Genomic DNA, 22,446 nt, shown 5'->3' on the forward strand with positions numbered 1-22,446 from the left:
GTTACTGTTCACTGGTAATATTCCGCGAGGTGTTTTTTGTGAGCGAAGGTCACAGAAAACCCGAGACATACCGCGCGAATTTATGCGATTAGCATAAATTCTGTGCATCGCGAAGCGTGTTGCTGAGAACGGAGTGAACAGTAACGTTTCCGGCGGGAGTGCAAAGAGCAATAAGCAGTGGAGGTTTGACAACGGGATAGGTGTGTGCTATATTGAAAAACAGAAAAGAAAAGAGCCAGCGGGAGCTTGTGTGACAGGCTGAGAGGAAGATAGATCTTCGACCGTACCTGATTTGGGTAATGCCAACGGAGGGATTGTGATATAAGAGCGTGTCTCCGTGGAGTTTGCCATGGGATGCGCTCTTTTTCGATGCAGGGATGGAACTGGGATGATCCGGCAATGTGTTGCGGATATGAAGGTGACAGAGACTGCATGTGGAGCTTCTGCGGCGAGCGGGCAGGAAGGGGAGCGCCTTAATGTCTGGCAGGGGAGTGATATTCCGGAGGATTTTTCCGGAAGGATCATGTAAGCGATGGGAATCCGTGTTTTCGGAGTGAGAGGAAGTAAGGGAACTTCGACCGCCAAAATCTAAGGGCAGACTGCAGCAGACGGGAAGTTTTTGCCCGGGATCTGACAGGGATCTGCCTGATATTTCAGGGAGGAAAACACAATGGAAAAACAAAGGATGCACACGCTTCGTATGGTAATGCTGGCAATGATGGTTGCGATCGGTGTCGTTATTTCACCGATCCTGAGGATTGAGGGAATGTGCCCCACGGCGCATCTTGTCAATATCGTATGCTCGGTTCTGATGGGACCGTGGTACTCTCTTCTCTGTGCGACCATGATCGGCGTGATCCGTATGATGTTTATGGGAATCCCGCCACTTGCACTGACCGGTGCAGTATTTGGCGCGTTCCTTTCAGGTGTGTTCTACAGACTTTCCAAAGGCAAGATCATCTGTGCGGTGATCGGTGAGATCTTTGGAACGGGTATCATCGGGTCTATGGTTTCTTATCCGGTGATGGCATTCCTGATGGGAAGAGGTGGACTGACAGCATTTTATTATACGCCGATGTTCCTTGCAGCAACCACAATGGGAGGATGTGTTGCCTATATTTTCCTGAAGGCTCTGAGTAAAGCAGGTCTTCTGGTGAAATTCCAGGCAGCTTTGGGTTCAAAAACATATGAGACAAAGAATTTTACAACTGCGAAAGCTAATTAAAGAAAAAAAGCCGCTGATTCATTGTATCACCAATCCGATCTCGATCCATGATTGTGCCAACGTGATCCTTGCAGTGGGTGCAAGGCCGATCATGGCAGAGCATCCGGCAGAGGTGGCAGATATTACGGCATCGGCTGGTGCGCTGATGCTGAATCTCGGGAATATTACCGATGCCAGGATCGAGTCAATGAAGCGTTCTATGAGAACTGCGATGGAAAAAAAGATCCCGGTTCTTCTGGATCTGGTAGGGGTTGCATGCAGTGATCTCAGGCTGGATCTGGCGAGAGAGCTTTTAAGCATCGGCCATCCGGCGGTATTGAAGGGAAATATGTCAGAGCTTTTTGCTGTCTCCGGGCTGCCGTCCCATGCGATCGGGATCGATGCGGGTGTCGAGGATGCCCTGACTGAGGAAAATATCGATGGAGTCAGTGAGGTGCTTAAGGCTTTTTCCAGAAATAATCAGGCGATCGTGCTGGCAACCGGGAAACAGGATTTTGTTACGGATGGTGAACGGGTTGTTCTGGTGCAAAATGGTAGTGCGGCGCTGTCCGGGATCACAGGAACCGGTTGTATGGTTGGTGCACTGACTGCGGCATTTTTGCCGGGGCGCGAAGATAATATTGCGAAAGAGATGACGGACAGTATAGAGGCAGGTGTCTGGTCTGGCGGTGAGATAGGATTAAATGAGAGATCCGGGAATTATCTGGCTGCGGCAGTTCTTGGTACTGCACTTATGGGTATCGCCGGTGAGGAAGCGGAGAAGATTTCCCGCGGTCCGGGAAGTTTTCAGGTAAATCTGCTGGATGAGATTTATGGGCTTTCGGATCGGCAGCTGCTGGATCTGTTGAAGATTGAAATGTACTGAAAAAGAGGGAATTAGGATGGACAGAAAAGATTTGGATGTAACGTTGTATCTGGTAACGGATAGTTCTTATCATACGGAGGAGTCTTTGCTCCGTACAGTTGAGGAGGCCTGTAAGGGTGGTGTGACTCTGGTCCAGCTTCGTGAGAAGAATAAGGGTGGACGTGAGTATCTGGATAAGGCTTTTAAGGTGAAGGAGATCACAGATCGTTACAATGTACCACTGATCATTGATGATCGCGTGGATGTGGCGCTGGCCTGTGATGCAGCTGGTGTGCATGTTGGGGCTTCTGATATTCCGGTTGCTGTGGCAAGGAAGCTGATGGGACCGGATAAGATCGTGGGGGCTACTGCCAAGACGGTGGAGGCTGCTGTGAAGGCTTATGAGGATGGTGCGGATTATCTTGGTGTGGGGGCGATTTATCCTACTACTACTAAGGTGGTGACGATCCTTACCAAGGTTTCTACGTTGAAGGATATCTGTGAGGCGGTTCCGATTCCGGCGGTTGCGATCGGGGGATTGAATGCCGGGAATATGGATGTGCTTGAGGGCGCCGGTATGAGTGGTATGGCGGTTGTTTCTGCGATCATGAAGGCGGAGGATCCGAAGAAGAATGCGCGGGAGCTGAAGGAGAAGATTGTTGCTTTGATGGGAAAGTGATTTAGGACATGAGTGAAGAGCAGTGGTGGATTTGAGGTTCATTGCTGTTCTTTTTTTGTTGAAATACGGACGCCCGTGAGGCGTGTGCTGCCTGTCGCCGGGGCTTCGTCGGGGGCTGGCTTCTAGGCTGCCGGAATTCTGCTAAAACCGTTTTCCAAAAGTCCGAACTCGCGTCTTGCAGCCGCTCAGACAGCGGACTTTTGAAAAACAACGCAGATTTCCGCCAGCCAAGAATCAGCTCCCCTCCTGCAGAGTCCGGCGACAGGCAGCACACGCCTCACGGGCTGGTTTTTCAAGGCGTCAGGGGAGGGTGGCTGCTCGGGAGTTTGGGTGTAAATGTTGGGTTGAGTGGTCTGCCGGGAATGCGATGAGGCATCAGCGCTGCGCTGGATGCCTGGGAGGAAAGGCTGAGTTTCCTTGTGGTTTGCCGGGAGATGGATGAGCTATCAGCGCTGCGCTGGATAGCTGGGAGGAAAGGCTGAGTTTCCGGTTGTCTGACGGTAGGCTGGCCGAGGCGCTTCGCTGTCGGCTGGTAGAGCGATGTGATATGGTTTATAAAAAATGCCGGTGGGGGTTACTCCACCGGCAGATCTCTGTGTTCTACGCTGGTGGAGAATACGATCTGTGTTTTGGTGCGGCCGAACTGCTGGAGTTCGTTGATGAAGTGGTCCAGTTCCATGGTGGAGCGGAAGGCTACTTCGATGAGCATGGAGTAATCGCCGGTGACGCAGTTGCATTCGATGACGTTTGGGATGGACTGGATGAAGGGATAGAAGTCTTTTTTTTGGTTGGGTTCTACTTCCAGGTTGATGAATGCTTTTATATGATAACCGAGAAATACTGGGTTGATCTGGGCGTGGTAGCCTGTGATCAGCCCGTTTTTTTCGAGGTGTTCGATCCTGGCGGAGACAGCGGGGGATGAGAGGAAGACTTCCTTTGCGATTTCCTTTACCGGAGTGCGGGCGTTCTTCTGAAGCATTTCGATGATCTTTCGGTCGATGTTGTCGAGTTTGTGTTCCATGTAGAATGTATCCTTTCGATGAAAAATGTTATTTGTAACTGGTACAGAGCTGCGTAGGGAAGTGGATTGAAAATATGTTTTTCTGTATTGATTATACTGCGTGTGTTATCACAACACAAGAAACGACTTAATAAAAATAAGAAAAATAAAAGAAATTCTTAAAAAGATTAATGTAAACTATTGAAAAACACGGATAATCGTGGTTTTCCATTAAAAGTATTTACAAGCTACAAAGAAAGTGTTAGTTTCTTAGGCATCAGAAAAACAGCTGCTGATAAAAATGAAAATAACAGAATGATTTGTAAACAGTGAATATCCGTCGGACTGAAAAAATAAGATCAGAGGGCGGAGCAAATCAGATGTGCACAGGATCAGAAGAAAGAAGAGGGATGACAAAATGACAACAGAAACAAGACTGGAAGCAGATTCGATCGGAACTATGGAAGTGCCTGCAGAGGCTTATTACGGAGTTCAGGCTTTAAGGGCAAAACAGAATTTTCCTATTACAGGTACAAAGCTTCATCCGGTATTTATCAGGAACCTGGCACAGATTAAAAAAGCAGCAGCTATCACTAATAATAATGCAGGGCTTCTTCCGGAGGATAAGGCAGACGCCATTGTCAGAGCCTGTGATGAAGTGATCGCAGGAAAATTGGCTGAGGAATTTATCGTAGATGCCATTCAGGGTGGTGCCGGAACCAGCGCAAATATGAATATGAATGAGGTGATCGCAAACAGAGCCGGTGAGATCCTCGGATGTCCGAAGGGAAGCTATAAAATGGTCCATCCAAATGATCACGTAAACATGGCACAGTCCACCAATGATGTGATCCCGACGGCCGGTAAGCTTACCGTTCTGGATCTTCTTGCACCTCTGGAAAAAGCACTGGTAAGACTTGAGAAGGAGCTTGCAAAAAAGGCAGAGCAGTTCGATGATGTGATCACTATGGGACGTACACAGCTTCAGGATGCAGTTCCGATCCGTCTTGGCCAGGTGTTCCACGGTTATGCGTCCATGGTTTCCAGAGACCGGAAACGTATCGAAAAGGCTCACAGGGAAATGTACACTGTAAACCTTGGAGGAACTGCAGTGGGAACTGCTATCAACGTGTCCGATTCTTATTTTTATAAGATCGTGCCAAATCTGGAAAAGCTTACAGGCTATCCGCTGAAACAGGCTGAGGACCTTTTTGATGCAACAGAAAATCTGGACGGTTTTGTTGCCGTATCTGGTGTGGTAAAAACCTGTGCGGTGGATCTTTCCAAGATGTGCAACGATCTTCGACTGATGTCCTCCGGCCCGAAAACCGGATTTGGGGAGATCAACCTTCCGGCGAAGCAGAATGGGTCGTCCATCATGCCAGGTAAGGTAAATCCGGTCATTCCGGAGGTAGTAAGCCAGGTTGCTTTCCACATCGTAGGACATGATACCACCATTACCATGGCGGCAGAAGCCGGACAGCTGGAGTTGAATGCTTTTGAGCCGGTTGTATTTTGTAATCTTTTTGAATCCATTACGACTCTGGAAAAAGCAGTGGATACATTGATCGTAAACTGCATCACAGGAATCACCGCAAACCGCAAACACTGCAAAGACCTGATGGAAAGCAGTGCAGGAATCGCAACGGCTCTCTGCCCGCATATTGGCTACAAGGCGTCTGCAACCATCGCAAAAACTGCAGTAAAAACTGGCAAGTCTGTCCGGGAACTTGTTCTGGAACAAGGGATCATGACTGAGAAAGAGCTGGAAGAGGTTCTGGATCCGTATCTGATGACAGAAGTCGGAGAAGAGCGGAAAGAGGATGAAGCAAGAAGGAAAGCCTGCTGAGAAAGTTATCTGTACCAACGTATGACGGGAACGTCTGATGCAGCAATTCATTTCAGAGCAGCTGAACCTGATGCGGGATTTTATGGAAATGCTATAGGCAGATCAGGAATGAGATATCAATGAGTACTATAAGGAGACTTGTCACAGTGCAGGTCTCCTTTTATAATGGAAGAAACGCGATAAGAAAAGAAGGGAAAGATGCATGCTTAAACGAACAGCCATACGGGCACTTTGTAATACAACGGCATATCAGAGAGGTCTTGATATTTACCGTACCGGAAAGAGGATCCAGTCGCTGGATATTAAGTCGGAAGGAGCTGTGGATAAAATATCTGCAGCAGTGAAGGGAAGTGGGCGTAATGTATACAATACAGGCTTTCAGTATGATACAGAAGCGGACCGCATAAAAGAAGCATACTGTGACTGCCCGGCCTTTCGCAGCTATTCCGGGATCTGCAAGCATTGCGTGGCAGTGCTTCTGGAATATGGAGACCGTAAGGCCTATGAGCGTGTGGAAATCCGCAGACAGCAGGATGAGGAACAGAAGCAGGCAGAGTTATTCAGCGGAACAGCATTTCCGGCTGCTTTATCCGGACCAGGGCAGCCTGCAACGAAAACCACCGTTGAGCTGAAAAGCCTCCTTAATCGCCAGCTATACAGCCGTATGCTTCCGTTTTCCGGGGATCTGTATTTTGGCAGGGTGGAGCTGGAAACCTGCCTGAAATTTAATTCTGTGAGAAATTGTTTTACCGTGGAATTCCGCGTTGGCTGTGAGAAAAAATATATCCTCAAGGACGTGTTGGCCTTTGTGTGGAATCTGGATCATAATGAGAAGGTTTCTTATGGAAAAAATTTGGAATTTATCCATTCCGATGAAGCCTTTTCAGAAGGATCCAGAAGCGTGCTGGCCTTTATCCGGGAATGGGTCGAGAATCATCACGGCACTTACATGTCCAGATATGAACAGCTGAAGAATATAGCTGTGGAAAAGGTGAGGGATCTTACCGTTGACAGAAAAGAACTTGAGGATCTGCTTCTTATACTTGGCGAAAAAAGTTTCAAGTTCAAAATGAACAATGATCCGGAGACAACATGGCATTCTGTCAGAGAAATTCCGGACAGGACGCTGATGATCCGGAAGAAGGATCAGGGGTTATCTCTTGAGATCGCGCCGGTATACAGTGTGACAGGCATACGGTATCATATGTATTTTGATAATGCGAAGGTATATCTGGTTTCCAGGCAGGAGCTTGGAGCAGTGGAGGAATTTGTTACCTGTCTGGAGCGGCTTCCTGCAGGCCGAGGCTTTATTGATGAACCGGATGTGCCTGCGTTTGTGCGTGAGCTGCTTCCTTCCTTGAAAAAATTTTTTCACTGTGATCTCAGGGATTTCTCGGAAGAAACAGGTCTTGAATGCTACAAGGCTGCATATGAGATCTATCTGGATGCGCCGGAGCGTGACTGGATCACCTGTAAGGCATTTTCTGTTTACGGGAAGGATAAATTTTCGATTTTTGACCGAGATGTGTCTGCCCGCACCAGGGATATTCCGGGAGAGCTTGGTGTGTTTGCGCTGCTGTCAAAATATTTTAACGGATATGATGCACAGAGGATGGAGCTGGCATTGGATTGTCGTGCCGAGGAACTGGAATCTTTGTGCAGGGAAGGTTCAGGGAAGCCCGACAGTGTGAAAGCTTCCGAAGAAAAGCTCTACCAGCTTCTTACTGAAGGGATCCCCGCCATGCAGAAAGTTGCAGCTGTCTATATTTCCCAGTCCATCAAACAGATGCGGGTGACAAAGCTGCCAAACATCCGTCTTGGCGTTTCTCTGTCAGCCGGACTTCTGAACCTGGATCTGGATGTGGAGGGGATGGATCAGGCGCAGCTTTTTGATATTCTTTCCAGGTACGATCGCAGGAAAAAATATTTCCGCCTGAAGGATGGCAGCTTTCTGGATGTTTCCGATGGTCAGCTCAGGGAGCTTTCTGCTCTGAAAAATGGACTGCAGATCAGTGATCGTGAACTGAAAAAAGGAAAGACTCAGGTTCCGGCCTATCGTGCTATGTATCTGGACAGTCAGCTGAAGGGCGGCGATCTGATCAAGGTAGAGAAGGACAATGCCTTTCGTGCGTTGATCCGGAACATGCAGACAATGGAAGAACATAAATTTCAGATTCCCAGGGAGCAGGAAAAAATCCTCCGGGGCTATCAGAAAGAGGGCTTTTACTGGATCAAAACTTTGAAGCATAATCAGTTTGGAGGGATCCTGGCAGATGATATGGGACTTGGAAAAACCCTCCAAGTGATCACATTTCTCTGGTCAGAATTTCAGGAATCTGCGCCGGGAGAAAACAGACGTGCCCTTGTGATAACGCCTGCTTCGCTGGTGTTTAACTGGATGAACGAGATCGAACGTTTTGCGCCGGGACTTCCGGCTACCGTTGTGACAGGTGATGTGAAGGAGAGGAAAGCACTGATCAAAAATGCGGGAGAACGAGAGGTTCTGATCACCTCCTATGACCTTCTGAAACGGGATCTGAAGGCTTATCAGAACCTGGATTTTGCTGTGCAGATCATTGATGAGGCGCAGTATATCAAGAATCACGGAACTCAGGTGGCAAAGGCTGTGAAAGAGATTCGGTCGGAATTCAGGCTTGCGCTGACCGGTACACCGGTGGAGAACAGGCTTAGTGAGCTGTGGAGTATTTTTGATTTTCTGATGCCGGGATTTTTGTATTCTTATGAGAAATTCCGCAAGGAAATAGAGCTTCCAGCTGTGCAGTACAGCAATTCCGATGCGATGGAGCGTCTGCAGAAAATGATCCGTCCTTTTGTGCTGCGGAGATTGAAGAGGGATGTGCTGAAGGATCTTCCGGATAAGCTGGAAAAAGATATGTTTTCCCCGTTGGAAAGCGAGCAGAAGGAGCTGTATGAGGCCCATACGGAACGGCTCCGCCTGATGCTTGGAATGCAGTCCGATGCGGAATTTCGTACTTCAAAACTGCAGATCCTTGCAGAGATCACAAGGCTTCGGCAGATCTGCTGTTATCCGGGGCTGGTATATGAAGGATACAAAGGGAATTCTTCCAAGCTGGAGATGTGCATGGAGCTGGTTCAGAATGCGGTGAACGGCGGACATAAGATCCTGCTTTTTTCCCAGTTTACTACCATGCTGGATGTGCTGGCTGTCCGTCTGAAAAAAGCAAAAGTTTCTTTTTATATGTTGACCGGATCGACTTCCAAGGAAAAACGGGCGCAGATGGTACATGCATTTAATGAGGATGATACTTCTGTTTTCTGCATTTCTCTGAAAGCAGGAGGAACAGGCCTGAATCTTACGGCAGCTGATATTGTGATCCACTACGATCCCTGGTGGAATCTTGCCGTGCAGAATCAGGCAACAGACCGTGCCCACCGCATCGGTCAGCAGAACGTTGTCAGTGTCTACCGCCTCTTTATGAAAGACACCATAGAAGAACGAATCCGGGCTCTTCAGGAAAGAAAACGGGAACTGGCTGATGAGATCTTAAGCGGCGAGGGAATCGGCCAGGCTTTGATCAGCAGAGAGGAAGTACTGGAGCTGCTAGGCAGGTAAAATTCTTAACCGAATCAAGTAAGTTCCCTGCTTCAATTACGAAAAGCAATACGCGGTGAGGGGACTTGCTTGTATCGGGAAGAATGCAGGCTGTGAATATCCGCCTGACTCAACAAAAACACCCCCGATGGAAATCGCGTGTGTAAATCACATACGATATCCGTCAGGGGTGTTTTATTTTATGCAAAAAACTTGTCGTACAGACCAAAGAAGAAGATAAACAGAATGATCAGCGGCAGGATATAAGTGATGTATCCGCGCATCCATTTCCGGATCTTCATGCCTTTTCCGGTGTTGGCTTCTTTTGTGAAGTTTTCCCAGCCCCAGCCCCGTTTGGAAACACAGAAAAGCAGGTATACAAGAGAACCAAGCGGGAGCAGAATGTTGCTTACCAGAAAATCTTCAAGGTCGAGAATTGCGCCGCCGAATACCTTGAGCCAGTCCCAGGACCATACATTGTATCCAAGTACGCATGGCAGAGACAGAAGGATGATGGCGATGGCATTTACAAGACTGGATTTTTTTCGGCTCCAGCCGGTAAGCTCCATACCGCAGGAAATAATATTTTCAAATACAGCCAGGATGGTAGAGAAAGCTGCAAATGACATAAAGATGAAGAACAGGCTTCCCCACAGTCTTCCAAGCGGAATGTGGTTGAAAATATTCGGCAGTGTGATGAAGATCAGGCTCGGTCCGGAAGTCTGGTCAACATTGAATGTGAAACATGCCGGGAAAATAATAAGTCCGGAGGTGATCGCAACAAAAGTATCCAGAAGCGCAATATTCATGGATTCACCAAGCAGTGCATGATCTTTTCCGATGTAGCTTCCGAAGATAGCCATAGCACCGATACCAAGGCTGAGAGTAAAGAATGCCTGGTTCATAGCACCGGTAATGGTAGAAATAATACCGATCTCTTTCATACGCTCGAAATCCGGGATCAGGTAGAATTTCAGTCCCTCTTTGGCACCATCCATGGTAAAACTGTTGATGGCAAGAACAACCATGATCACCAGAAGAGAGATCATCATAACCTTGGTAACTTTTTCAAGGCCGTTCTGAAGACCGCGGGAGCAGACAAAAACACCTGCAATAACAACAACGATCATCCAGAATCCCATAGTAACGGGCTGGCCAAGCATGTTGGTAAACTGTCCTGCAACACCGTCGGAATCAAGTCCCTGGAATTTACCGGTGGCTGTCATATAGAAGTAATTCAGCATCCAGCCTGTAACAGTGGTGTAAAACATCATCAGGAGATAACATCCGATCAGAGTGATATATCCATGGATGTGCCATTTCTGTCCTGGTTTTTCCAGTGCGTAATATGCTTTGACAGGACTCTTCTGGCTGGCACGTCCAACAGAAAACTCCATAGTCATAACAGGAAGTCCAAGAAGGGCCAGGAAGATCAGGTAAAACAGTACGAATGTGCCGCCACCGCCCTGTCCGGCCATGTAAGGGAATTTCCAGACGTTTCCGATTCCGATGGCACAGCCAGCAGAAATCAGAATGAATCCCAGACGGGATCCAAGTTTTTCTCTTTCTTTCATAACTCACCTCATTATTGCAGTATGGTAAACTGCTATTTGTATAAAGTCGCAGGTTTTATCTTAACACATTCCGGGATATTGCACAATAAAAAGAACTTGCATTTTACATAAAACATATGTTAGAGTAAAATGTAATTTTAATGAGATGAAGCGGTGAAACGTTACGCTTTAATTAAATGAAGATCATATGCCGATAGAACCTGGATAACTGTTCTTTTCAGTCAGGGATACAAAGTTTTTTGGAGAGATTCCGTAATATTTCCGGAAACATTTGCTGAAATATCCGGAATCAGAAAATCCGCATAAAGAAGCTACATTTTGAATGGAAGGGCTGTCTTCCAGAAGAAACTGTCTGGCTTTTTTCATGCGGCAGACATTGATATATGAGGTAAGTGTAACTCCGGATTCCTGACTGAATACAGCAGAGAGATGCTGGGGATTGACAAAAAAATGGGAAGCAATGGTTTCAAGACGAAGATCCGGCTGATTAAAATTCAGACAGATATATTCCTGAACCTGGGATACAAGAGCTGACTTCCGCGGATTTTTTTCATCAGCAAGAGAATCCAGAACTGCCTTGCAGGTAGACTGGAGCAGTTGTTTTAACTGCAGGGCACTCTGGCAGTTCTGGTAAGTATTCAGGGCGTTTTCCAGAAGAGGAAAAAGCGTTTCACGCTGACTGCACTCCGTGATAAAACCGTCAAGTACAGTAAGAAAAGCAGCAGCTACACTCCAGGTCTGCCGGATATGGATTTTTTTGGTGATGATATCGTTGAAATATTCATCAATATATTTACAGAGAGCCGGTGAATTTTGCTGGCGCAGAAAGATCAGGATATCATTATAAACCAGAGGCTTTAATGTAAAATCACCGGAATGGGACTGGGGCGTGAAATAAAGAAATCCGGAAGAAGACGCAGTTCTGTTATGAAAAACAGAAAGAGCCTCTTCATAGGAATAGCGGATTCCTTCCACGCCTTCATGAGGTGTTCCACAGCAGAAAAAAGTGGAAATCTGTGCGATATTATCATATATCCCGGCAAGTCTGAGACAGGATTGTTCCAGATCGGTAAAAGAAAAATCAGAGCTTTTTTCCATGATGATATACTGTCTCATCTGAGAATAGTCAATGTAAATAAGCTCTTTGCACACAGGCTGTAAGATTTCCCTGCATATATTTTCCAGGATGGTGTGGAGCAGAGAAAAATCACCTTTTTCATCCCATATTTCCGGATTGGCATTGTGGATCTCCATAAGAATGGTAAGATAATCGGAAGTTTTATGAATCGGAATTTTTTCCAGATCATCCGGGGAAATGGTTGTTCCGCTGATCACCTTCTGGAAGAAATTAAGCTGCATTTGCCGTGTATACAGATCGCGGAACTGAAAATAATTATTCACATAACTGTTTCTGGAATTTTCCTGATCGATCTCGTCACTTACTTTCTGGAGTGTCTCCATAAGCTCCCGGTGATCCAATGGCTTCAGGAGGTATCCGCGGACCTGAAGAGAGATGGCTTTTTTGGCATAGTCAAAATCTTCGTATCCTGTGGAAAGGATGAACCTGGTATGACAGTCTGTTCCAAGAGCTGCGATCATATCCAGACCGCTCATAACCGGCATGGATATATCCACAAGGGCAATATCGGGTTTAACATTTTCAATAAGCCGGATTCCGGCCTGTCCGTTATTAGCTTCCCCTGCAATGTTATAAAGGTTTTGTTTTTCAAGAAAATTGATCAGAGATTTTCTGAAAAAAACTTCGTCGTCAATAATTACAAGTGTTTTCACTTTATATTTCCCCCTCGATCAGATTTTTGTCAGGTATTACTATGGTTACAGTGGTTCCCTTTTCAGGTGAACTTTCGATGGTAAGTCCGTAATTCTCACCGTAGAGAAGAGCAATCCTGTGGTTGATACTTGGAAGCCCGAAAGAATGTCGGGCAGTTTTGAAGTCTCTGATAGAACGGTTAAGCTCGGCAAGTTTTTTCGGCGGGATACCGGAACCGTTATCAGAAACAGAAATACAGATGGTGCCATTTCTGATAGAAACGTTTAAGTGAATATGGCACATCTGGCTGGTAAGTCCGTGGACAAAAATATTTTCCACAACAGGCTGTATGGTCAGCTTGGGTATCTCTGCCCCATGATCCTCCCAGGATGGCTCATAGGTGATCTCGTAATCAACAAAATCCATATACCGCAGATTCTGGATATAAAGATACTGTTCTGTAAGAAGCAGCTCCTGGCGCAGAGGAATGATAAACTGTCCCTTTGAAAGAGAGTTTCTGTAGAAAGATGACATGGCAGACACTGCTTTTACTGCGGTATCATTCATATCAATTTCTATGAGAGACTTGATGGTGTTTAAAGTATTATAAAGAAAATGGGGATTGATCTGGGACTGTAAAAGACGTATTTCCATTTTCTGTTTGGCATTTTGTTCCTCATAGATATCGTTAAGTAATGTCTGGATCTTCTGCATCATAAGGTTAAACTGGTTATAGAGAACTGCAAGTTCATCATTTGAAGAGTAACTGGCAGAAATATTCAGCTTTCCGGCAGATGCAGATTTCATTTTTTCTACAAGTCTCTGTATAGGTGCGGTGACAGTACCTGTACATAATATGGAAAAGAATACAGATAAAATGAACACCACAATGCTGATCAGAAGAATGTTGTGCAGGATCACCATATGATCCAGAGGCAGGCTTTTCAGAGGGATCAGGTTGATCACATTCCAGTTCAGGTCAGGATAGGATTTGCAGATAAAAAGAGTGTCAGTGCCGTCTACGGAAAAAAACTGCCTGTCGGTTTCTGTCAGGGTTTTATAATTCTCTGAACTGATTTTTGTATAGGATGAGAAGTCTTTATAAATACCTCCGGATGAAGAAGAGGAAAGTATCTGTCCATTTTCATCAGTAATATAGAAATCCCTGGAAGAGCTGTCCGGAAGGTCGCGGAATGCAGAGGAAATATTTGTTTCTCTGATCAGAAGGACCAGGGCGCCCAGATATTTGGTGTTATCAATGTTTGTAATACTTTTTAAGGCTACAAAGGTTGGCTCCCCACTTATCTGGAAGGGTCCGAGAAACTGAAAGGCCAGATTAGTCTGAAGGCTGTCAAGGACTTCGGGACCTAAAATGGAATCAAGCTGATCTGTTTCTGTGGTACTGCTGTGAAACCAGTGGTTTTCTGTATCCAGGATATCCCAGGCATAGATGTTTTTGTGAAGTCCGATGATACGCTGGGCCTGGTCTGTAAGCTCGGAATTTACCAGAAAATGTTCCAGTGTGTTTTCGGGAACTGTGGGATTTTCTTTTAAAACATCGGCGATATTGCTGTTGATGGAAAGGGTGATGGCATAGTTTGATATATTATCGATCTTTTCTCCAAGGTTGCTGGTGATCAGGGATAGCTGCTGCTGACTGGAAAGTGCGGCACGCTTGATCAGTACTTTTTTGGATGCAGTATAAAAAAACACGGAAGTAAGCATGAGTATCAGAGAACTGAGCAGCAGATATGTAATAAAAAGCCTGCGTTTCAGACTGATTCCTAAAAATAAGTGAAACACCTTTTTTTTCAGATTTTCTATCATGGAATCCCCCCTCTGGTTTTATTGGCTACATTATATAATAAGGGAAAAATTCTCACAAGTGTGGGGGAAAGATTGGAGAAAATATTCCAGGTACAGCGAAGATTTTCCATGTATTTTTCCGGACGGATTTAATATAATGGTCTCATCGATAAGGAAAGCGGAACAAAATATTCAATCCGGATGAATAGAAATGTACCAAAAGGAGGACGAAAATGAAATTAAAAAAAGTGATGGCTGCTACACTTGCCACAATGATGTGTCTCTCTTCATTCAGCATGATGAATGTGTGGGCAGATAAAAAAGAGGATTCCGAACCACTTGTGATCAATTATATCAGTGCCAGGGGCGAAACAGATGCGGCACTGAAAACATTGAAGAAGCTTGCAGAAGATTATAAAAAAGATCACCCGGATTTTGAATTCAATGTAGAGTCTATTGCAGACAGAGAAACATATCTTCAGAAGATCAAGATCCTTGCATCCAGCAATGAACTGCCGGACTGGTTTGACGCAGATCCGGAGGCATTTTTTGAAGGACTTTGCAAAAAGGATCTGATCTACAGTGTGGATGACCTTTATGATGAACTGGGTATCAAAGACAAGTTCTTTGATATTGCACTGAATTATCCGAAACTCAGTGACGGAAGCAATTACCTTATGACCTGGCAGGGAAATGTAGAGTATTTCTGGTATCACAAAGACATGTTTGAAAAAGCCGGAATTACTGAAACACCTCAGACACTGGAAGACCTCCTGGATGTGTGCAAGAAGCTGAAAGATGCGGGAATGACCCCGATATCCGCAGGAAATTACGACATGATCATGCGTTATCCTGCATTTAAGGCTTTCAGACTGGAAGGAAATGACTTCATTGACAATGCAAGAATGGGAAAAGAAAAATTTAATTCTGAGACAGGTATCGCAACAGCCCAGTATACACAGGATATAGCCCAGTATTTCAGTGAAGGATGGACAAGTTCAGATACTACCGCACAGATGGATCTGTTTCTGAACAGTGGTGCGGCAATGTTATACACCGGAACATGGGATACACCGGATCTTGTAGATGATGAGGGAAATCTTAAAGATGACATTTCCATGTTCAAACTTCCTGTAGACAGCGAAGGAACCGCTACAGGAGAAAATGATTACTATGCGAATTGTGGAATCGGAACTGCCATTCTCAAGGATTCCATGAGTGATGAGATGAAAGATTTCATCAGTTATGTATGGGATAATTTTGCTGATACGGCAATGTATGAGTTCAATATGCTTCCATCCATGATGCCAAGTGATTCGGAGAAGCTTCCGGAGCTTACACAGCAGATTTTAAGTGATCTTGAGAACTGCGGCACTTTTGCCCAGTGCTGGGATGTTCGTCTGGATCCTTCTACAAACGAGGTTTACAGAAAAGAGTTGGCAAGCCTTGGAATGGGAGAATCAACTCCTGAAGAGTTCTGCGAAAACATGGACAAAGCTGTAGAACAGTATGCATCTGATTATTTTGACACTGAAGAATAACTGAGAGAATACGCAGATGCGGAATTTTATCTGCATCTGCGTATGAAAGGGGAGAGGATATGAAGCCCAGAAATAAAATCCAGCCTTTACCGTTTGTTCTTCCTGCACTGTTCGTATATATTCTTACTGTTATCATCCCAATTCTGTGGTCAATGGGTTACAGCCTTTTTTCCTGGAATGGAATCGGTGATATGAAGTTTATCGGACTGGAAAATTATGTGAGGATGTTTCAGGATGAGACATTTCGTGAGGCTGTTGTAAATAATCTTAAATTTGTTGTATTGGGAAGTTTGTTCCAGTTATGTGCAGGACTGATCCTGGCAATTTTGCTTACACATATTTCCAAAGGTGGAAATATTCTGCGGGTTATTTATTTTATTCCATGTATCATTTCATCTATGGCGATCTGCCAGATTTTTTCCAAAATGCTTTCTGTCCAGCCCCAGGGCCTGGTTTGCTATGTGATGGAAAAACTGGGAATGGAACCTATCGCTTTGCTGGCAAATTCCCATACAGCGCTGATTACCATAACCCTGATCGATGGATATAAATACTGTGGTCTGTACATGATCATTTTTTATTCCGCATTTGTATCCATATCAAAGGATGTGATCGAGGCATCTACAATGGATGGCTGCAATGTTTTTCAACAGTATCGTTACATAAAGCTTCCACTGGTGAAAAATATATTCAGCATTGTCATTGTAATGCTTGTAAATGGTTGTCTGAAAACCTTTGATGTATTCTATATTCTTGACAATAAATCCAGATCAACAGAGATGGTGGCAACTTATATGTATAAAACCGCTTTTAATTCGGCTGACTTTGGCTATGGAAGTACATTGTCCGTTTTTCTGGTCATTGAATGTCTGGTAGCAGTAGGGATTATACAGAAATGCCTGGGATCGGCGAAAGGAGATGGGTCAGAATGATAAAATCAAGAAAAAATATACCTATTCGTGCTGTGTTCTATGTAGTGATCCTTATTTTTGTCATGATACAGGTCTACCCTATTTTCTGGGTTATCTGCTCCAGTCTGAAAACACCGGATGAAATGACATATACTGCACAGTATGCCCTGCCATCAGGATTTTATCTTGGAAACTATATCAGCGCACTGACGATCTCATCCATTCCAAGATATTTTCTTAACAGTACGGTTGTGGCAGTTCTCACACTTCTTGGCATCGTAGTCCTGGGATGCCCGGTTGCATTTGTGATCAGTAAGGTAAAGGTAAAATATGCCAATGCACTGATGGCATTTTTCCTGTTTGGAATGATGGTGCCTATTTTTTCCTGCCTTATACCCATGTTCCAGATTTATAACAGGATCGGACTGAGAAATACATACTGGGCACTGGTGCTTCCGCAGATCGGGTTCGGACTTCCAATGTGTATCTATCTTTACACCGGATTTTTTAAATTTATGCCGGATTCTCTTCTGGAAGCGGCAGTTATTGACGGTGCCACAATGGGAACCACATTCCGCAAGATCGTGGTACCTATGGCTAAAAATACTACAATGACAGTTCTTACATACAATTTTGTTTTTGTATGGAATGAATTTACCTATGCCAATACGTTTATCTCATCTTCTGATATGAAAACTCTGCCAATTGGCCTGAATGACTTTGTGGGGCAGTTCGGAAGAGTGGACTGGGGAAGTACATTTGCGGCGATCGTAATATCGATCCTGCCTACACTGATCGTGTATTTTATTCTTAACAGGAACATAATCGAAGGTATGGCTGCAGGTGCGGTCAAGAGTTAGGAGGCTGAAATGGAAACAAGGATTGAATTGAAACAAGGATGGAAAATTTTGCAGGATGTTCATGATACAGGGGAAAAGATCGGGCTTTATGCTGCCAGGGAAGCAGATACTTCCGTAGGTTCCCAGGTGTCTGAATGGGAGGAACTGGAGGAACTGAAACATCTGCAGCTTATCTATGCCAGACAGCCATATTTCGGGCGTGAACTGAGATATTTCAATCAGGCACCCTGGTGGTACAAAACAGAGTTTGAAGTTCCGGATCAGAAAGTTACGGATGCTGTCCTTAAATTTACCAATGTGGATTATTATGGAAAAGTATGGCTTAACGGAGAATTTCTTGGAGAGCATGAAGGATATTCCGCTCCATTTTCCTTTAATGTAAAAGATAAGCTTGTTTTTGGAAAGAAAAATTATCTCATTGTAAAGGTAAGTTCTCCATGGGATGATGAGGTGGAGCTGGATGCACAGGATTCCAGAACCACCCTGGTAAAAAGAAATATGGTAAAAGGTACCTACGAACATTCTGATACATTTATCCAGAGAGATGTAAATCCTGTAGGAATCTACGGAAAAGTGGAGCTGATCCTGACAGAAGAAGGTGTTCTGGAAGATCAGACAGATCTGAAGTATGAACTGGATCCAGATGGAAAGAAAGCAGACGTATATGTGGAAACTGAAGCGCGAGGTCTGAAATCCGGGGAGACATATGATTTTAATGTAAAGATCCGGGAAAAAGAGTCCGGTCTTATAAAGGCAGAAAAAACTGTTCAGATAATGGCAGAGAAAGCAGAGACAGGTTTTAAATGTGAGCTTAAAGTGGAAGATGTCAGACTGTGGTCCACATGGGATCATGGTTATCCCTGGATGTATCAGGCAGAACTTACGTTAAGCAGGGGAAAAGACATACTGAGCAGCAGAACAACGAATTTTGCTTTCCGGGACATTCAGATTGAGCGTAATGAAAAAATAACAAGATTCTGGCTTAATAACAGGAAGCTGTATATAAGAGGAACCTCTTATTTTCCGGATTGTTATATTTCCGCAATGACAAGGGAACGGTACCTGAGAGATCTTCTTAATGTAAAGGCGGCAGGTTTTAACCTGGTACGAGTACATGTCCACACAGAGCAGGAAGTTTTTTATGATCTGTGTGACGAGCTGGGAATTGCAGTTCTTCAGGATTCGGAGTACAACTGGACGCATCCTTCAACAGATGAATGGGCGCAGAGATTTGCAGATGTTTACAGAGAAAATGTGAAACTTCTGAAGCATCATCCGTCTCTGATCTGCTGGATCATTATGAATGAACCGGGATGTGTTGATCCGGATGGAAATGTGAGAAGGAGATTTATGGAGGAAAATCCGGGACCTGCTCTGTATAGGGAGGTACAGAAGATGGATCCGGGCAGACCGATCATCAAGGGTTCTTTCTGCGAAGATGATCCGCTTAGCGGGGACAGCCACAATTATCTGGGTTCTTTAAGCGGTGGAGAATATGCAGATATTTATGAGCAGACAGAAAAGCTGAATACAGAGTACGGATTTGATGCACCGGGCAGCAGTGAAAATCTGAAAACTGTTCCGGCGGTATATCATCGTCTGGAAAAACTGGTGGATGATATCCCGAAGATCCAGGAATATCAGTATAAGCTTCTGAAATATTATACAGAGCATTACAGGATCCAGAAATATGAACCTTGCTCAGGATATGTACAGTTTATGTTTATCGACCTGTGTCCTCAGAGCTTCTACGGTTTATATGACTGGTGGGGAATTCCCAAAAAGGGTCTTCAGGCTATACTGGAAAGCAACGCACCAGTGGGTGTTTTTGCAAAGCACAAAGATCATCTGGACAGTCTGTATATTGTAAATGATACAGATGGAGCTCTGGGAGAGTGTGAACTTACATGGATCATTACAGAAACATTGAACGGAGAACTGGTGGAAAAGGGAAGTGTTAAAGCAGAAGTTCCGGCAGACAGCCGTGTCATGGTAAAAACCTTTGAGAAAGAATACGGAAAAGGCAAGAAGTGGAACCTTACACTAATTCTTTCTGATAATAGCGGTAAATGTATGGCAAAGAATACCTATCAGGATATCTGTACTTTGCTTTCAAGAGTTGATGGGCATCCGGACCGTATGAGCCATGAGTTTGGAATGAGACTCTACTGGGCCTGAGCTATCTGCAGCTCACAGGCACTTTCATCCTTGACTTGTGTCAAAAATCACAACATGTTATACTTTGTGTATAAAGGAAGATTTTAGGCGTGGAAGGAGCGATATTATATGCGTTTACAGAAAGTACAGGATGCTCTGAACAAAAAAAATATCAAATTCGAATACACAGAGGAAGATGGTTGCGGAAGTCTGGATTTCATGTTCCGTGGACTGAAATTCCATGTATGGGAATACGAGGACAACGGTTGGGGTGCCGAGACCAATATTTATGCGGCTGGAAGAAGTGAGGACATTGACGGAGATTATGAAGAGAAGATTTCTGCAGAGATTCTTTCCTGGCCGGATATGATCAATAACTGAATATAATAATATTGAATAAAGTGGCTGTAACTGAACGGATACGCTCAGTTACAGCTACTTTTTATCGGAGAAAAGTTTTCTGAAGAACTATAGCTGTACGTTCAGGTATTCACTGGGAGACATCTGACAGTTCTTTTTAAAAACCTTGCTGAAGTAATTTCCATTGCTGAAACCAAGATGCCAGGCAATGTCGTCGAGAGTTATATCCGTAGACTGCAGAAGCCGTTTCACCTCGGTGAGCTTTAACTGCATAGTATAGGAAAAAAGATTCTGACGTTTTTTTAAAACAATCTGGACAGATGCTCCTTACTTAGAAAAAAGATTCTGCAATATCGGCCAGGGAGATATTTTCCAGATAATGTGCATTGATATAATCAAAAACATCACTGATTACCCTACTGGTGAACGCAGAGCAGGGTTCGGGTGATGAAGCAGAATCGGAAGTCCCAGTTTTGCCTGCTTCACTTTTCAACTGAGAAATTGTGGCTGAAAGCGCATTGTTCAAATTCTGGGGATCAACAGGCTTCAGTATGTAATCAATAACACCGGCCTGGATCGCAAGTCTTGTATATTTGAAATCGCTGAATCCGCTGATCACACTGATTTTGCTGTCGATGTGAAGTTCTTCCGGCTTTTTTTAGAGCTGTATTCCGTCCATGACGGGCATTTTCATATCTGTGATAATAATGTCAGGATGCTCTTTGAGAATGATCTTCAGGCCATCTTCGGCATTATCTGCTTCCAGAAGATCACTGTTTGCTCGGATTTATCCCATGGTGTTTTGAACTTCCGGATAAGGGATATGAAGAAGCTTGGGAGCAGATTGTGAATCCGGAAGGTTTTGCCTCCCCCTGTGGCCCTACAACTGCGGAACAGAGACATCCACGGTACGGAGGCAGATTATGAATGTCTGTGGGACGGTCCATCCTAGCCATTTTCAACGACACAGACACAGACAGCAATGGCAAATCTTCTGAAAGATTATCCGCAGACTTATGTGACAAATATGGTCTATCCGTAAGGTTTTTGGTTGTTACTGAAAAAGATTTCATGGTTCAGGATTCCACATCAGTGACATTGATCTCATCCTGGAATCCGTCCGTATAATGCAGTTCATAATCTTCTGTGATAAAAACGGCCTGCACTCCTTTTTTCTCCGCAAATTTCAGTCCGTCCTCTAGACCAAGGGCGAAACAGGTGGTGCTTAAGGCATCGCCGTCCACAGACTGGTCGGAGATGATCGTCACAGAGATCAGGCTATTGTCATATGGATAGCCGGTTTTGGGGTTCAGGATGTGATGGTATAATTTTCCGTTCTGCTTAAAGCACCTCTCATAAATTCCGGAGGATACAACGGATTTTCCGGTGATATCCATAACGGCTTCGGTTTCATTGCGGTCTGCAAAAGGCTTCTGGATGCCGATCTTGAAGGGAGTGCCGTCAGGCTTTGAACCGATGCAGAGGACGTTGCCGCCAAGGTTGATGATGGCACTCTTTACACCTTTTTTTACCAGAAGATCTTTCATGCGATCTGCGATATAGCCCTTGGCAATGGCGCCGACATCGAACTGGATATCATCAGAGGGAAGTGTGATATCCTGACCATCAATGGTAACACCATCAGAGCTGCACAGAGGGAGTGCTTTCTGAATAGCTGCATCATCCGGAGCCTTCGGGTCTTCTGCTGTGAAATCCCAGAGAGAGGTCAAAGGCGCAATGGCAATGTCAAAGGCACCGTCGGATTCCCTGGTGATATCGAGTCCTTCAGAAAGCAGAGCGGCAAGGTCTTCAGATATATGCCAGGTGTCTGCTGTGCCGCTGATCGGATATGGAATAGTCTGCTCATCAGCATTGGGATCTTTATCCGATGTATCTTTGCGGTGATTTAATTTATAAAGCTCGCTGTTCTCATTTGTCCGGCTGAAGATCAGCTCATATTTATCGCACAGTGCCAGACAGTCATCCAGGAGAGCTTTATCCTGAGAATCGTAAATTGTGATCTGTACAGCTGTATTCAATTTGATACTGCTGATACTGATAGGCTCATTTCCGGTGGTGGATGTATCTGCATCCGTGATATTTCCGCAGCCTGTGAAAAGGAGTATTGGACAGACAAGGACTGTGCACAATATTAAATAGAAGAAACGGGAATGCGAGCGGCTTCTTTTGGAATGAAAAAAATAAGTTGACATAATATTCTCCTGTTTTCTGATTGACTGACTTAACTGAAGAGCATTTATTTGATGCAAATCTATGTAGTACATGTGGATGGGG

General features: G+C 44.8%; 20 protein-coding genes and 1 riboswitch. Of the genes, 12 read left to right on the forward strand and 8 right to left on the reverse strand.

What is annotated here, in order from left to right; genetic code table 11:
* Nucleotides 1-228: 228 nt before the first annotated feature.
* Nucleotides 229-331: riboswitch (TPP riboswitch) on the forward strand.
* Between the two features lie 18 nt (nucleotides 332-349).
* The 4 genes from BLP57_RS17780 to thiE all read left to right on the forward strand — a co-directional run bounded on the left by BLP57_RS17780 (nucleotide 350) and on the right by thiE (nucleotide 2,748).
* Nucleotides 350-529 (forward strand): hypothetical protein, encoded by a 180-nt coding sequence (locus BLP57_RS17780; RefSeq protein ID WP_092069676.1) that lies wholly within the window; start codon nucleotides 350-352, stop codon nucleotides 527-529.
* A gap of 141 nt (nucleotides 530-670) precedes the next feature.
* Nucleotides 671-1,225: an energy coupling factor transporter S component ThiW gene (thiW, locus tag BLP57_RS04365; protein ID WP_015526323.1), complete on the forward strand. Its 555-nt coding sequence runs from the start codon at nucleotides 671-673 to the stop codon at nucleotides 1,223-1,225.
* Nucleotides 1,188-2,090, forward strand: coding sequence for a hydroxyethylthiazole kinase (locus BLP57_RS04370; protein WP_092069679.1), 903 nt, complete (start codon nucleotides 1,188-1,190; stop codon nucleotides 2,088-2,090). Before thiW ends, BLP57_RS04370 begins: the two co-directional genes overlap by 38 nt.
* A 16-nt stretch (nucleotides 2,091-2,106) precedes the next feature.
* The gene (thiE, locus tag BLP57_RS04375; RefSeq protein WP_015526321.1) at nucleotides 2,107-2,748 is read left to right on the forward strand and encodes a thiamine phosphate synthase; all 642 of its coding nucleotides are present in this window, start codon (nucleotides 2,107-2,109) and stop codon (nucleotides 2,746-2,748) included.
* Between the two features lie 574 nt (nucleotides 2,749-3,322).
* Here thiE and BLP57_RS04380 read toward each other — a convergent pair.
* Nucleotides 3,323-3,769 (reverse strand): Lrp/AsnC family transcriptional regulator, encoded by a 447-nt coding sequence (locus BLP57_RS04380; RefSeq protein WP_021652217.1) that lies wholly within the window; start codon nucleotides 3,767-3,769, stop codon nucleotides 3,323-3,325.
* A gap of 397 nt (nucleotides 3,770-4,166) precedes the next feature.
* Here BLP57_RS04380 and BLP57_RS04385 point away from each other — a divergent pair, with 397 nt between their 5' ends.
* Together BLP57_RS04385 and BLP57_RS04390 are read left to right on the forward strand one after the other, a co-directional pair.
* Nucleotides 4,167-5,597, forward strand: coding sequence for an aspartate ammonia-lyase (locus BLP57_RS04385; protein WP_092069682.1), 1,431 nt, complete (start codon nucleotides 4,167-4,169; stop codon nucleotides 5,595-5,597).
* A gap of 202 nt (nucleotides 5,598-5,799) precedes the next feature.
* On the forward strand, nucleotides 5,800-9,192 hold the full coding sequence (locus BLP57_RS04390; protein ID WP_092069685.1) for a DEAD/DEAH box helicase: 3,393 nt from the start codon (nucleotides 5,800-5,802) through the stop codon (nucleotides 9,190-9,192).
* Nucleotides 9,193-9,371: 179 nt separating this feature from the next.
* Here the strand turns inward: BLP57_RS04390 and BLP57_RS04395 are convergent, their stop codons facing one another.
* The 3 genes from BLP57_RS04395 to BLP57_RS04405 all read right to left on the reverse strand — a co-directional run bounded on the left by BLP57_RS04395 (nucleotide 9,372) and on the right by BLP57_RS04405 (nucleotide 14,343).
* The gene (locus BLP57_RS04395) at nucleotides 9,372-10,745 is read right to left on the reverse strand and encodes a sodium-dependent transporter (protein WP_021652213.1); all 1,374 of its coding nucleotides are present in this window, start codon (nucleotides 10,743-10,745) and stop codon (nucleotides 9,372-9,374) included.
* Between the two features lie 183 nt (nucleotides 10,746-10,928).
* Nucleotides 10,929-12,536 carry a response regulator transcription factor gene (locus tag BLP57_RS04400; protein ID WP_021652212.1) on the reverse strand — a complete coding sequence of 536 codons (1,608 nt, stop codon included), beginning with the start codon at nucleotides 12,534-12,536 and terminating at the stop codon, nucleotides 10,929-10,931.
* Between the two features lies 1 nt (nucleotide 12,537).
* Nucleotides 12,538-14,343, reverse strand: a complete 1,806-nt coding sequence (locus BLP57_RS04405) for a sensor histidine kinase (protein ID WP_092069688.1) — start codon at nucleotides 14,341-14,343, stop codon at nucleotides 12,538-12,540.
* A gap of 212 nt (nucleotides 14,344-14,555) precedes the next feature.
* Between BLP57_RS04405 and BLP57_RS04410 the strand changes: the two genes are divergently transcribed.
* From BLP57_RS04410 to BLP57_RS04430, 5 genes are all read left to right on the forward strand, one after another.
* Complete coding sequence (locus BLP57_RS04410) at nucleotides 14,556-15,863, forward strand: ABC transporter substrate-binding protein (protein WP_092069690.1); 1,308 nt, start codon at nucleotides 14,556-14,558, stop codon at nucleotides 15,861-15,863.
* A 59-nt stretch (nucleotides 15,864-15,922) separates the two neighbouring features.
* The gene (locus BLP57_RS04415) at nucleotides 15,923-16,795 is read left to right on the forward strand and encodes a carbohydrate ABC transporter permease (protein WP_015526310.1); all 873 of its coding nucleotides are present in this window, start codon (nucleotides 15,923-15,925) and stop codon (nucleotides 16,793-16,795) included.
* Nucleotides 16,792-17,634 (forward strand): carbohydrate ABC transporter permease, encoded by an 843-nt coding sequence (locus tag BLP57_RS04420; RefSeq protein WP_092069693.1) that lies wholly within the window; start codon nucleotides 16,792-16,794, stop codon nucleotides 17,632-17,634. The genes BLP57_RS04415 and BLP57_RS04420 overlap by 4 nt, the downstream gene beginning before the upstream one ends.
* A 9-nt stretch (nucleotides 17,635-17,643) precedes the next feature.
* Nucleotides 17,644-19,812, forward strand: coding sequence for a glycoside hydrolase family 2 protein (locus BLP57_RS04425; protein ID WP_092069699.1), 2,169 nt, complete (start codon nucleotides 17,644-17,646; stop codon nucleotides 19,810-19,812).
* A gap of 108 nt (nucleotides 19,813-19,920) precedes the next feature.
* Nucleotides 19,921-20,172, forward strand: a complete 252-nt coding sequence (locus BLP57_RS04430; protein ID WP_044961921.1) for a hypothetical protein — start codon at nucleotides 19,921-19,923, stop codon at nucleotides 20,170-20,172.
* An 87-nt stretch (nucleotides 20,173-20,259) separates the two neighbouring features.
* Here the strand turns inward: BLP57_RS04430 and BLP57_RS18650 are convergent, their stop codons facing one another.
* The 3 genes from BLP57_RS18650 to BLP57_RS18830 are packed head-to-tail and all read right to left on the reverse strand — an operon-like array spanning nucleotide 20,260 to nucleotide 20,938.
* Nucleotides 20,260-20,463, reverse strand: a complete 204-nt coding sequence (locus tag BLP57_RS18650) for a helix-turn-helix domain-containing protein (RefSeq protein ID WP_255363757.1) — start codon at nucleotides 20,461-20,463, stop codon at nucleotides 20,260-20,262.
* A gap of 19 nt (nucleotides 20,464-20,482) precedes the next feature.
* A complete protein-coding gene (locus BLP57_RS17970; protein ID WP_092069704.1) occupies nucleotides 20,483-20,770 on the reverse strand; it encodes a hypothetical protein in 288 nt (95 codons plus the stop codon).
* 39 nt (nucleotides 20,771-20,809) lie between these two features.
* A complete protein-coding gene (locus BLP57_RS18830; RefSeq protein ID WP_084449174.1) occupies nucleotides 20,810-20,938 on the reverse strand; it encodes a response regulator in 129 nt (42 codons plus the stop codon).
* Between BLP57_RS18830 and BLP57_RS18835 the strand changes: the two genes are divergently transcribed.
* On the forward strand, nucleotides 20,929-21,078 hold the full coding sequence (locus tag BLP57_RS18835) for an MGH1-like glycoside hydrolase domain-containing protein (RefSeq protein ID WP_412123123.1): 150 nt from the start codon (nucleotides 20,929-20,931) through the stop codon (nucleotides 21,076-21,078). The two genes, BLP57_RS18830 and BLP57_RS18835, sit on opposite strands and share 10 nt — an antisense overlap.
* Nucleotides 21,079-21,227: 149 nt before the next feature.
* Here BLP57_RS18835 and BLP57_RS04450 read toward each other — a convergent pair whose 3' ends face one another.
* On the reverse strand, nucleotides 21,228-22,364 hold the full coding sequence (locus BLP57_RS04450) for an FAD:protein FMN transferase (protein WP_092069706.1): 1,137 nt from the start codon (nucleotides 22,362-22,364) through the stop codon (nucleotides 21,228-21,230).
* Nucleotides 22,365-22,446: the final 82 nt, after the last annotated feature.

Source organism: Blautia sp. SF-50, assembly GCF_900101315.1.
Taxonomy (GTDB): Bacteria; Bacillota; Clostridia; order Lachnospirales; family Lachnospiraceae; genus Blautia_A; species Blautia_A fusiformis.

Coding starts and splice junctions, on each gene's coding strand:
- BLP57_RS04395 (WP_021652213.1), bottom strand. CDS start 10,745: ATGAAAGAAAGAGAAAAACTTGGATCCCGTCTGGGATTCATTCTGATT.
- BLP57_RS17780 (WP_092069676.1), top strand. CDS start 350: ATGGGATGCGCTCTTTTTCGATGCAGGGATGGAACTGGGATGATCCGG.
- BLP57_RS04380 (WP_021652217.1), bottom strand. CDS start 3,769: ATGGAACACAAACTCGACAACATCGACCGAAAGATCATCGAAATGCTT.
- BLP57_RS04415 (WP_015526310.1), top strand. CDS start 15,923: ATGAAGCCCAGAAATAAAATCCAGCCTTTACCGTTTGTTCTTCCTGCA.
- BLP57_RS04370 (WP_092069679.1), top strand. CDS start 1,188: ATGAGACAAAGAATTTTACAACTGCGAAAGCTAATTAAAGAAAAAAAG.
- BLP57_RS04420 (WP_092069693.1), top strand. CDS start 16,792: ATGATAAAATCAAGAAAAAATATACCTATTCGTGCTGTGTTCTATGTA.
- BLP57_RS04430 (WP_044961921.1), top strand. CDS start 19,921: ATGCGTTTACAGAAAGTACAGGATGCTCTGAACAAAAAAAATATCAAA.
- BLP57_RS04410 (WP_092069690.1), top strand. CDS start 14,556: ATGAAATTAAAAAAAGTGATGGCTGCTACACTTGCCACAATGATGTGT.
- BLP57_RS04405 (WP_092069688.1), bottom strand. CDS start 14,343: ATGATAGAAAATCTGAAAAAAAAGGTGTTTCACTTATTTTTAGGAATC.
- thiE (WP_015526321.1), top strand. CDS start 2,107: ATGGACAGAAAAGATTTGGATGTAACGTTGTATCTGGTAACGGATAGT.
- BLP57_RS04450 (WP_092069706.1), bottom strand. CDS start 22,364: ATGTCAACTTATTTTTTTCATTCCAAAAGAAGCCGCTCGCATTCCCGT.
- BLP57_RS04425 (WP_092069699.1), top strand. CDS start 17,644: ATGGAAACAAGGATTGAATTGAAACAAGGATGGAAAATTTTGCAGGAT.
- thiW (WP_015526323.1), top strand. CDS start 671: ATGGAAAAACAAAGGATGCACACGCTTCGTATGGTAATGCTGGCAATG.
- BLP57_RS04385 (WP_092069682.1), top strand. CDS start 4,167: ATGACAACAGAAACAAGACTGGAAGCAGATTCGATCGGAACTATGGAA.
- BLP57_RS04390 (WP_092069685.1), top strand. CDS start 5,800: ATGCTTAAACGAACAGCCATACGGGCACTTTGTAATACAACGGCATAT.